The sequence below is a fragment of the Nocardia cyriacigeorgica NBRC 100375 genome (assembly GCF_000308555.1).
In the GTDB taxonomy this organism is placed as follows: Bacteria; Actinomycetota; Actinomycetes; order Mycobacteriales; family Mycobacteriaceae; genus Nocardia; species Nocardia cyriacigeorgica.
In genome coordinates, this window is sequence record NZ_BAFY01000112.1 from 1 (window position 1) to 9939 (window position 9939).

At 68.1% G+C, this 9939-nt stretch carries 11 protein-coding genes; 4 read left to right on the plus strand and 7 right to left on the minus strand.

Translation table 11 applies throughout. From position 1 onward, the window contains the following. Positions 1 to 56: 56 nt before the first annotated feature. The 6 genes from bphC to RJ05_RS10385 form a co-directional block, all read right to left on the minus strand. Positions 57 to 962 carry a biphenyl-2,3-diol 1,2-dioxygenase gene (bphC, locus tag RJ05_RS10360; protein ID WP_036536158.1) on the minus strand — a complete coding sequence of 302 codons (906 nt, stop codon included), beginning with the start codon at positions 960 to 962 and terminating at the stop codon, positions 57 to 59. Positions 963 to 990: 28 nt separating this feature from the next. After that, positions 991 to 2169: an acyl-CoA dehydrogenase family protein gene (locus tag RJ05_RS10365; RefSeq protein ID WP_036536160.1), complete on the minus strand. Its 1179-nt coding sequence runs from the start codon at positions 2167 to 2169 to the stop codon at positions 991 to 993. A gap of 34 nt (positions 2170 to 2203) precedes the next feature. Then, entirely contained in the window at positions 2204 to 3373 is a 1170-nt protein-coding gene (locus RJ05_RS10370) for a 3-ketosteroid-9-alpha-monooxygenase, oxygenase component (protein WP_036536175.1), read from the minus strand. A 155-nt stretch (positions 3374 to 3528) separates the two neighbouring features. Then, positions 3529 to 4245, minus strand: a complete 717-nt coding sequence (locus RJ05_RS29890) for a Dabb family protein (protein ID WP_036536163.1) — start codon at positions 4243 to 4245, stop codon at positions 3529 to 3531. Further along, positions 4238 to 4630 carry a hypothetical protein gene (locus RJ05_RS10380; protein ID WP_051016411.1) on the minus strand — a complete coding sequence of 131 codons (393 nt, stop codon included), beginning with the start codon at positions 4628 to 4630 and terminating at the stop codon, positions 4238 to 4240. The genes RJ05_RS29890 and RJ05_RS10380 overlap by 8 nt, the downstream gene beginning before the upstream one ends. 3 nt (positions 4631 to 4633) lie before the next feature. Beyond that, positions 4634 to 5419: an SDR family oxidoreductase gene (locus RJ05_RS10385; RefSeq protein WP_036536165.1), complete on the minus strand. Its 786-nt coding sequence runs from the start codon at positions 5417 to 5419 to the stop codon at positions 4634 to 4636. A 162-nt stretch (positions 5420 to 5581) separates the two neighbouring features. Between RJ05_RS10385 and RJ05_RS10390 the strand changes: the two genes are divergently transcribed. From RJ05_RS10390 to RJ05_RS10400, 3 genes are all read left to right on the plus strand, one after another. Then, positions 5582 to 6004 (plus strand): hotdog family protein, encoded by a 423-nt coding sequence (locus RJ05_RS10390; protein WP_036536167.1) that lies wholly within the window; start codon positions 5582 to 5584, stop codon positions 6002 to 6004. Further along, entirely contained in the window at positions 6001 to 6384 is a 384-nt protein-coding gene (locus tag RJ05_RS10395; RefSeq protein WP_036536169.1) for a hotdog family protein, read from the plus strand. Before RJ05_RS10390 ends, RJ05_RS10395 begins: the two co-directional genes overlap by 4 nt. Positions 6385 to 6568: 184 nt before the next feature. Continuing rightward, complete coding sequence (locus tag RJ05_RS10400; RefSeq protein ID WP_036536171.1) at positions 6569 to 7435, plus strand: alpha/beta fold hydrolase; 867 nt, start codon at positions 6569 to 6571, stop codon at positions 7433 to 7435. A 124-nt stretch (positions 7436 to 7559) separates the two neighbouring features. On the opposite strand, the gene RJ05_RS10405 is transcribed toward RJ05_RS10400, so the two are convergent. After that, complete coding sequence (locus RJ05_RS10405) at positions 7560 to 8552, minus strand: LLM class flavin-dependent oxidoreductase (RefSeq protein WP_036536173.1); 993 nt, start codon at positions 8550 to 8552, stop codon at positions 7560 to 7562. A 173-nt stretch (positions 8553 to 8725) separates the two neighbouring features. Here RJ05_RS10405 and RJ05_RS10410 point away from each other — a divergent pair, with 173 nt between their 5' ends. Further along, positions 8726 to 9580 (plus strand): SDR family oxidoreductase, encoded by an 855-nt coding sequence (locus tag RJ05_RS10410; protein ID WP_036536174.1) that lies wholly within the window; start codon positions 8726 to 8728, stop codon positions 9578 to 9580. The last annotated feature ends 359 nt before the right edge of the window (positions 9581 to 9939 follow it).

Sequence of the window (9939 nt, forward strand, 5' to 3'; positions counted from 1 at the left end):
GGGGTTTCAGCCGTGATGACTGAAACCCCGGGGTCGGGGAGGGGAGCGGTTCGCGACTACATCGCGGCCAGCGGTTCGCTACCGGACCAGTCGTGGCCCCAGTAGCTGTCGGCGGTGATTTCCTCTGCGGTGTAGTACTTTTCGTCGACGCGCATGCCCTCGGTGCCGAATTCGATATCCCAGCCGCCGGGGGCGCGCACGTAGAACGACACCATCTTGTCGTTGGTGTGGCGGCCCAGCGTCGAGGAGACGGAGAAACCGTCCTTGACAACCCGGTCCAGCGCCTGGCCCACCGCGTCGAGCGAATCGACCTCCACCATGATGTGCACCAGGCCCGGTGCGCCACCGTGCGGCGCCGGGCACAGCGCCAGGCTATGGTGCCGCTCGTTGACGCCCATGAACCGGATCCGCACCGGCCCGAACTCCGGCGGCGCCGGGATACGGAAGGCGCCGCGCGGCAGGAAGCCGAGCACCTCGGTGTAGAACTCGAAGGCGCCGTTGGGGTCCATGGTGGGCAGCACGACGTGGCCGAGGCCCTGTGCGCCGGTCACGAACTTCGCGCCGAACGGAGTCACCACCGGGCTGTGATCGAGCACCGCGCCGTGGAAGACCTCGACGGTCGCACCCGTCGGGTCGACGAAGGTGATGACCTCCTCGACCCGGCGCGCGTCGGCCTCTTCGACCGACAGCGGCTTGACCGCGACGCCGGCCGCCGACACCGCCTCCTGCACACGCACCAGCGCGGCGTGATCGCGCACCTCCCAGCCGATGGTCACCACTTCGTCGGTCTCACCCGGCACGATGACGATCCGCGCGGCCCGCTCATCCATCCGCAGGTAGAGCGCGTTCTCATCCGGTCCGCTGCCCTCGGCGAAACCGAGCACCTCGAAGGCGAACTTGCGCCAGCGGTCCATGTCGTTGGTCTGGATCTTGACGTAGCCCAGACTCTTGATATCAGGCATTTCTCGTGTCCTTCTTGATATTGCGAGGTCAGATCATCGAGCGCAGGTGCTGTGGCGGCTCCACCCCGAGCGAGCCGAGCGCCGCCGCGTGGAACACCGTGCTCGGCACGTGGATCGCGTGATTGAGGCCGGCATGCGCATCGCGCCAGAACCGCTGCAGCGGCTTGTCCATCCGCAGCGCGTTACCGCCGGACCTGGCGAAGATCTGGTCGACGGCCATCACCGCGCGCCACGCCGCCCGCACCTGGGTGCGGCGTCCGGCGGCCCGATCGGCGAAGGAGACCTCCTTGCCCGCGTCCACCAGATCCCACATCTTGTCGACGTTGGCCAGCAGTTCCTGCCGGGCGGCATTGATGTCGGCGGCCGCCTCACTGATCGCGAACAACACGTACGGGTCGTCCTTGATCGCGGTGCCCTGGGCGCCGACGCGGTCGCGCTGGTAATCCAGGTGCGCGGCCAGCGCGCCCTCGGCGATACCGATCACCGCGGAGGTGATGCCCAGCGGGAACATGTTCGACCACGGCATCTTGTACAGCGTCTCGGTGACCCCGTACTCCTTCTGGGCGGTGCCGTCGATCACGTGATCGCCGTTCATCACCCGGTAGGACGGCACGAAGGCATCCTTGACGATGATGTCCTTGGAGCCGGTGCCCTTGAGCCCCACCACATTCCACGAATCCTCGACGATCGTGTAGTCGCTGCGCGGCAGGATCATGTGCAGCATGGTCGGCGGGGTGGCGATATTGCCGTCGGTGTCACCGAGCATGGCGCCGAGGAAGATCCAGTCACAGTGGTCGGTGCCGGAGCTGAACTGCCAGCGGCCGTTGAAGATGTAGCCGCCGTCCACCGGGCGCGCGATACCGGTCGGGGCGTACGGCGACGCCATCCAGGTGTCGTTGTCTTCGCCCCACACCTCCTGCTGCACCTTCGGATCGGCGAAGGCCAGCTGCCACGGATGCACCCCGACGATGCCGCAGATCCAGCCGGTCGCCGGATCCAGCGACGCCGCGGCCATGACGGTTTCGGCGAAGTCGCGGGGGTGGGCTTCGAAACCGCCGTACTTCTTGGGCTGCAGCAGCTTGATCGGGCCTGCCGCCTTCAGCATCTTCGCCGTCTCGTCGGGCAGTCGGCCGAGCCGCTCGGCCTCGGGGGACTGCTCGCGCAGCTGGTCGGCGATGGCCGTGATGTTGTCGAGAACCTTGTTCATCGGGGCTGTAGTTCCTGTCGTGTGCGCGGGCGGATTAGGTGGTGGTGATGACGGCGCCACGGGCAATGTTGTCGGCCACTTCGGCCTCCCAGCTCGTGACGGCGCGTTCGGTATCGATCTCGAACTCGAAGCGCTTGGTCATGTCGTCGGTGATGTCTTCGACGTCGACGTAGAACTGCTTGTACCAGCGGCGCAGCTGGTACACCGGCCCGTCTTCCTCCGACAGCAGCGGATTGTCGATGGGCGCCTTGTTCTTCCAGATGGCCACGTCCTGCTCGAAACCGACCTCGACACCGCGGGCGAACTGCGCGGCCATCGCGTTGGCGTCCTCATCGGACATGCCCTGCGGCTTCTTCACCATCGCGCCGTACTGGAGCACGAAGGAGTTCTCGGTGACCGGGTAGTGGCAGTTGATCAGCACCGTCTCGATGGTCATGCCGTTGGCCTCGCTCCACAGCCAGTCGATCATGTACGACGGACCGAAATACGAAGCATCCGAACGCAAGGTGGAGTTCGGGTCGTCGTAGTTGGTGCCGACCTCGATGTCCTGGCGCGGCGTCGAGCGCATGTACTGGGTGGCGACGTGGCCTTCGAAGACGTTCTTGAAGTAGCGCGGGAAGGCGTAGTGCACGTAGAAGAAGTGCGCCATATCCACCACGTTGTCGACGATTTCGCGGCAGTGTGAGCCCTCGATCAGCATCGAATTCCAGGTCCAGTCGGTCCACTCCGAGCTGCCGTATCCCTCGATCTCGGGGATGGTCACCTCATCGGTGGGCTTGCTGCCCTGCGGGTCGTGCCAGACATAGAGCTGGCCGTTGCGTTCGAGCGTCGGCCAGGAGCGGGTCTTGGCCAGCGGCGGGACCCGGCGCGCGTACGGGATGCCGGTGCAGCGGCCGTTGCCGCCCCAACGCCAATCGTGGAACGGGCAGGCGATCGAATCGCCCTTGATGGTGCCGTGGGCGAGGTTGCCGCCCATGTGGCGGCAGAACGCGTCGAGCACGTTCAGCTTGCCGTCGGACTCGGACTGGAAGACCACCAGCGTGGTGCCGAACGCCTTGATCTCGTGTGGTTTGCCGTCCTGGAAGGACTTCAGCAGGCCGAGGCAATGCCAGCCGCGGGCGAACCGGGTGGGCGCCGCCGCGGCCTCGATCGTCCTGAATTCGTCCGTGCTCTGGGCTGAGCCGTTCGGTGATAGACCCGGCATCGAAACCTCCATGTTCCACCGGATGACTGTGATCTGAGTCAAATGGTGGACCCGCGCCCCGGCCTGCGGACGTCGTCCTCCCGGTCAGCGGACAGGTTTCCGCATGGGGCGAAACCGCTGGCTGTGCGGCTCCCGGTGAGTGGGAGCGGCGGCCATCACGCAGGCGGCAACGCCGCCGCGTCGAGGGCGCCGAAGCTGTGGCACAGCCGTGTCACGATCTTGGTGCCGCGTTCGGGATCGAACCAGCGGTCGATATGCGCCCAGTGATACGGGTGGGTCATATACGGCCCGGTCAAGCCGCCCAGATCGGCGAATTCCTGCTCCCAGACGTGAGTCCAGCCGGTGCCGCTGTGGACCCTGCTCAGCTGCGACGCGCCGATGGTGCGGATGTAGTCGGGCATGGCGGCGGTCTCGGCCTCGAACCGGGCCACCTGTGCCGGGTCGGTCTCCGGATCGACCGCGACGAGCAGGGCCCGGTAGATGCGCGCGGGCCTGCCAGTTCCGGCAGTCCGCGCCGGCGAGCGCGGTGGCGGCCCCTGGTGTGGCGCATCCGCTGTGGTTGCGGACGCTCCCGGTCCGGCAGCCGCCGCTGCCGTCTCGCGCTTCGCGCCGCCGGTGAACGCCGCGGTCTCGACCCGCTCGACGAGCGGGCCACTCAACCACCGGTCGACGGCTATCTCCACCGACCGCCGCCCGGCGTCGTCGGCGAAAACGAGCCGCACGATCAGGTCTCCCGCATCGATCCCGCCCGGCAACGTCGTCGTGATGAGTGAGCGGGGCACGCGTGGGCCCACCAGGTCGCGTAGCTCGGCGGCGAGCTCGGGAGCACGACCCGGGTCGCTCAGGTGGATCAGGTGCACTACCTCAGACATCGGCCAGCGCCTCCAGGTCGTCGTAGGCGCAGCCGGTCGTCCGGCGCCGGCCGACGAGCATGTCGTCGGCAGTCCGCCACCACTGTGCGACCCGCGGATCCCGGCTCGCGCCGAGCCGCTGGCTCCACCACTGTTGCGCTCCGCGCACCGTCCAGGTGACGGTGATCGTGTTCGATTGCTCGTCCAGCCATACCGGCGGACTGACCACCACCCGATCCAGCTCGAGCCCGCGTTCGCGCGCGCCGGGCGCGTATTCGCTCAGGTAGCGGTCGAGAAATGCCCGGCCCTGCCCCGGTGGCGTGACCATCTCGTCGACGATGTAGATCACCGGGTCACCGCCCGCACCGGCAACGGCCGAGCCCCGCGGATTCGGCGCACTGTCCATCTGTCACCCCTTCTGCGTGAATCCGGCATCGACGACGAGTTCGGTGCCGGTGATGTAGCGGGCTTCCTCGGAGGCCAGGAACAGCACGGCATTGCCGACGTCCTCCGGCTCCACCCACGGAACGGGAATCAGATGCCGTCGCGCCAGCACGGCCTCGGCGTCGGCAGCGGTCGGGCGCTCGATGTCCGGGCACAGTCGCGTGATCGCCGCCGCGCTCAGCGGTCGGCCACCGACAGCGCCGGGATGCACAGTGTTGACTCGGATCGACCGGTGAGCCCATTCGGCCGCCACCGTGCGGGCGAGTCCGGCCACGCCGTGTTTGGCGGCCGAATAGTGGGCCCGCACCGGATCCCCGCGCACACCGGAGGTGGAACCGATGATCACCACCGACGCGCCGTCGGACAGGTGGGAACCGAAGGCTCGCAAGGTATTCCACACGCCGGTCAGGTTGATGTCGAGGGACCGCCGCCACGTCTCGTCATCGATGCCTGCCGCCGCGCCCGGCGTATCGCAGAGCCCGGCATTGGCGATCAGGATGTCGATGCGACCGAAGGCGCGGACCGCCGCCTCGGCGGCCCGCTCGAGGGCAGCGAAGTCGCGGACATCGGCCTCCGCGGTGAGCAGGCGGGTCCCGGCGGGTTCGTCCTCGAACGAACTCCCCGGAAGGTCGACGGCGACGACATCCGCGCCTTCGGCCCGCAATCGGCGCACGTGGGTGCGTCCCGTGCCGTTGGCGGCTCCCGTCACCACCGCCACCTTGCCGCGGACTCGTCCGGTCCTGCCCCTCATCGCACTCCTCATCCTCGCGGCGCGCGCGGGCGCCGGCTCCTTGCGATGGTCGGCGGCCGACCCGGCCTGTGCGCACTCCGTTCCCGATCAGTGGAACAGGCCGGGCTGAGCGGTGGCGTCCGGCTCTACCGTGGCCGCAGGATCGAAGGAAGGGATGTGGCGATGGTGCACGTTGCGACGGCCGGTGCGGTCGGGACCCGGCTCGACATCGACCTGGGGGCGGACGGTATCCGCCAATTCGCTACCGCCACGCTGTCACGCGCGGCAGCCCCTGCCGCGGATGGCACTCCGGTCGTCGCGCCCACCTTCCTCCCCGCCCGGATCGCTCCGGCGGGCGAGCCTGCGATCGAGAACTGGCCGGGCATCCCGATCGAGCAGGATCACCGTTTCTTCGGTCCACCGCCGCGGGCCGGCGAACGCCTCACCGCGCACTCGCGAATCCAACGCGTCTACGAGGCCGACGACGACCAGGGCACCCCCCTGACCATGGTCGAGATGGTCACCCAGTATTTCGACCGCACCGGCCGTCTCGTCGCCGAATCCTGGATGACCGGCACCCGTCCCGTCTCGCAGGAGCCCGTATGACCGCGACCGCCCCCGCCCCCACGGCCTCGTTCGGCCCACTCACCGACGCCGACTTCGCGAGGTACGCCGGCGCCACCCAGACCCTCGCCTCCGGTAGTGAAACCCCCGGTGACGCACCATCGTTCACCTCGTCGACAGGCCCACTCGCCGCCGCCCTGCTCGCCACCTACGCCACCGACTGGCTGGGCAGCGAAACCGTGCGCCGCTTCCGCACCCGCTGCGCCCGCCCGCTCTGGCCGGGTGACACGCTCACCTGCTCGGGATACGTCGTCCAGCACTACGTGCTGGACGGCGAACCCTGCGTCGACGTCACCCTCGTCGGCACCGACCAGGACGGCCGCGTCGCCGCGCGCGCGTGGGCGACGTTCGTCTGCGAATGAGCGGCGGGCACGCCCCGATCAGAGCTACTCGCGCCGGGACCGGCCGCGAGCTGCAGAACAGTCGGGCAGCCGCCGAAGAACAGTGAGGTAGCCGCCGAACATGGCATCGAGCAGCCGAACCGAATGTACTGTTCACTGAGGGAACCCACTCGGTTTCCACGAGTGCGGAATCCGAGGAGCGGCGATGCAACGGTTCCAGTTCGAAACCACCGATGTCGCCTACCTTGAGCGCGGCAGCGGGCCCGCGGTCGTCCTGTTGCACAACGCGGGTTCCTCGCATGTCATCTGGCGCGCGCAGATCGAAGCCCTGGCACGCGACCGGCACGTGTACGCCCTCGATCTGTTCGGCTACGGCGAATCCGGGCGCCCCGCCGACGGGTACACCCTCGACCGCTACGCGGACATGATCGAGCAATTCCTCGCGGACCGCGGGGTTGCTTCGGCCGCATTCGTCGGAAACTGCCTCGGCTCGGCCATCTCACTCACCGTCGCCCGACGCTCGCCGCACCTGGTCGACGCCGTGGTCGCGTGCAACCCGCTGACCGAATCCACCGCCCTGGCCGGCGATCTCGGCCTGCCGGCCCGCCTCGCACGCCACACACCGGTCATCGGCGTCGCCGCCGTGCGTGCGCTCACCATGCCGCGCTGGGCGGTCGCCGCGACGGTGCGGCTCTGGTTCTCCGACGGACAACGCTTCACCGCCGAGCGCGGCGCGGTCGACGCCATCGCGGCGTGGCCGCCCCGGGCGTTGCTCGGCCTGGTGAAAGATCTGAAATCTTATGCGGCACTGGAGAAATGGTCCGACGCGGACCTGGCAGCGAGGCCGCCGGTGTGCACGATCTGGGGTCGGGAGAACCGCGTGCTCAGCGCCGAAGCCGGCTTGGTGCTGAACCGGCAGCTGCGCCCGGCCCGCGCCGAGTTCCTCGACCGATGCGGCCATGTCCCGATGCTCGAGCGCCCGGACGAGGTGACGTCGATCGTCCGCGAATTTCTGGACGAGCACGTCCCTGTCAACGTATCGATGCAGGGGGAAGAGCGCACCGGACGCTGATCGAGAGCGGTCTGCCCGTCGACCGATGGCCACCGTCTTTCACCGCTTTTCGGAGCCTCGGTCGGGCAAGGTCGTCGGCCGCCGGCATCGCGATTCCCGGTCACCGGCGTGATCGAGTCGTAGTTCAGTCCTCGGTGAGCTTGCGAATCAACTCGAAGGAGCGGGCTCGCGCCTCGATGTCGTAGACGAGCGTGTTCAGCATGATCTCGTCGGCCGCGGTTTGTTCGATGAGGCCGGTGAGCTGGCGGCGCACGGTCTCGGGTGAGCCGAGGAGTTGACCCGCGCGACGCTGCGCGGCGAAATGGCGTTCGCGATCGTTGGCCGGGAAGTCGGCGGCTTCCTCCGGGGTGGGCAGCCGGCGCGGGCGGCCGGACATCAGGTTCAGAAAGGCCAACTCGCGTGGGCGCGAGAGGAGTTCGGCCTGCTCATCGGTGTCGGCGCAGATCGCGGCGGCGGCCACCATGGCGTGCGGACGTTCCAGCTGCTCGGAGGGACGGAAGTTCTCGCGATACAACTCGAGTGCCGCCACGGTGTTGTTCGGGCTGATGTGGTGAGCGAACGCGAAGCGCACGCCGAGGATGGCCGCCACCTGCGCGCTGTAGCCGCTGGATCCGAGCAGCCAGATCTCGGGTTCGTCGTTCTGGCCGGGGGTCGCCGCGATGCCGTCCGGGCTGGTGCCGCGGAAATAGGCGAGCAACGCGGCCAGCTCCTGCGGGAACGATTCCGCCGACAATCCATCCTTGGTGCGGCGCAGCGCCAGCGCCGTGGCCTGATCGGTCCCGGGGGCACGGCCGATACCGAGATCGATCCGGCCCGGATGCAATGCGTGCAGCGTGCCGAACTGTTCGGCGACCACCAGTGGCGCGTGGTTGGGCAGCATCACCCCGCCGGAGCCGACCCGAATGCGAGACGTCGCCGCCGCGAGGTGGGCCAGCAGCACGCTGGGGGCGGCACTGGCGATCCCCGGCATGTTGTGATGCTCGGCCACCCAGAATCGCGAATACCCCATCGCCTCGGTCCGCCGTGCGAGTTCGGTCGTGGCGGCGAGTCCGTCGGCGGCGGTGGTGCCTTCCTGTACGGGCGCCAGATCCAGCACGGAGAGCGGGACGTTGATCATGGGGCTCCTTCGCGATCGCGTTCCTCTGTGCCAACGCCGGTCCCCGTGGTGGTATTTCGCCTCGCTCACGAATGTAACCGCGGACGACCGCGTGGCCACAGAACTTACCTTCGGGTAAATTACGATATGGTCAATTCGCTAGGATCGTGGATGCGGACACCGAGAGGACTCCGATGGCAACCGGACGTGCAGGAACGGCCCTACTCAACCCACCCGCGCTGGTGCGGACGCTCACCTCGCTCTTGCGGTCGGGCGGCGAGGAGCACATCGCGGGTAAGACCGTGCTGCTCACCGGAGCGTCCTCGGGAGTGGGCAAGGCCGCCGCGCACAAACTCGGCGCCCATGGCGCGAACCTCGTGCTCGTCGCCCGAGGTGAACAGGAGTTGTGCGAAGTGCGCGACACCGTCCGGGCAGCCGGCGGGAAGGCCGAGGCGCTGGTCTGCGACCTGTCCGACGGGACCGCGGTCGATGCGCTCGCCGAACAGGTCGACGCCGAAGTGGGCAAGGTCGACGTGCTCGTCAACAATGCGGGCCGCTCGATCCGCCGCCGCGCCGCCGACGCGAGCGACCGCTTCCACGACTACGAACGCACCATGGCCCTGAACTACTTCGGCGCGACCAGGCTCACCATGGCGCTGCTGCCCTCGATGCTCGCGGCGCGCGACGGGCACATCATCAATATCGCGACCTGGGGAGTCGCCGCGGGTTCGATGCCGATGTTCACCGCCTACCACGCGTCCAAGGCCGCACTCGGCGCGTTCGGGCGCAGCCTCGGCGCGGAAACCCGGCCGCACGGCGTGCACGTCACGACTATCGGCTACCCCTTGGTCCGCACGGAGATGATCGCGCCGACCGCGAAGTACGAGGCCGCGCCCGCGCTGTCGGCCGAGGCGGCCGCGGATTGGATCCTGACCGCCATCCGCACTCGTCCCATCGAGCTCTATCCGCGATACGGACGACTGCTGCAGGCGATAGGCACCGTCTCACCGCGTGCGGTGGACAGCCTGATCTGGCGAATGGGCATCTGAGTTCCCCTCGGGGTCCCTGGTATGTGGACCCCATCCCGGGGCGTTCGGCGATCGACAGAATTGATCTTGATGGCCTGGGTCACATTCGGGTGATCCTGGCCGTCGAACAGCGCTGGCTCGTAGCCACTGACCTGCGCAAATACCAACGCGACCAGGGGATTTGACGAAGCGTTCGCCGCCGCGTAACTTATTCCAGGTCAGAGCGACACGGACACCGACCCGGAGCCCACAGGGCCTGGGAAACGAGGTAGGACGAGGAGCGCCTGACAAGCCGGTCGAAGAGCGGATTTGACTCTGAGCCACTGATCGGTAAGCTAGGAACCCTGCCTCACTGAAGCCCCTGGTCGAAAAGCCGGGTC

Excerpts from the sequence above, each read along its gene's own strand:
- RJ05_RS10385 (WP_036536165.1), bottom strand. The coding sequence starts at position 5,419 with ATGAGGGGCAGGACCGGACGAGTCCGCGGCAAGGTGGCGGTGGTGACG.
- RJ05_RS10395 (WP_036536169.1), top strand. The coding sequence starts at position 6,001 with ATGACCGCGACCGCCCCCGCCCCCACGGCCTCGTTCGGCCCACTCACC.
- RJ05_RS10400 (WP_036536171.1), top strand. The coding sequence starts at position 6,569 with ATGCAACGGTTCCAGTTCGAAACCACCGATGTCGCCTACCTTGAGCGC.
- RJ05_RS10390 (WP_036536167.1), top strand. The coding sequence starts at position 5,582 with ATGGTGCACGTTGCGACGGCCGGTGCGGTCGGGACCCGGCTCGACATC.
- RJ05_RS29890 (WP_036536163.1), bottom strand. The coding sequence starts at position 4,245 with ATGTCTGAGGTAGTGCACCTGATCCACCTGAGCGACCCGGGTCGTGCT.
- RJ05_RS10410 (WP_036536174.1), top strand. The coding sequence starts at position 8,726 with ATGGCAACCGGACGTGCAGGAACGGCCCTACTCAACCCACCCGCGCTG.
- bphC (WP_036536158.1), bottom strand. The coding sequence starts at position 962 with ATGCCTGATATCAAGAGTCTGGGCTACGTCAAGATCCAGACCAACGAC.
- RJ05_RS10405 (WP_036536173.1), bottom strand. The coding sequence starts at position 8,552 with ATGATCAACGTCCCGCTCTCCGTGCTGGATCTGGCGCCCGTACAGGAA.
- RJ05_RS10365 (WP_036536160.1), bottom strand. The coding sequence starts at position 2,169 with ATGAACAAGGTTCTCGACAACATCACGGCCATCGCCGACCAGCTGCGC.
- RJ05_RS10370 (WP_036536175.1), bottom strand. The coding sequence starts at position 3,373 with ATGCCGGGTCTATCACCGAACGGCTCAGCCCAGAGCACGGACGAATTC.
- RJ05_RS10380 (WP_051016411.1), bottom strand. The coding sequence starts at position 4,630 with ATGGACAGTGCGCCGAATCCGCGGGGCTCGGCCGTTGCCGGTGCGGGC.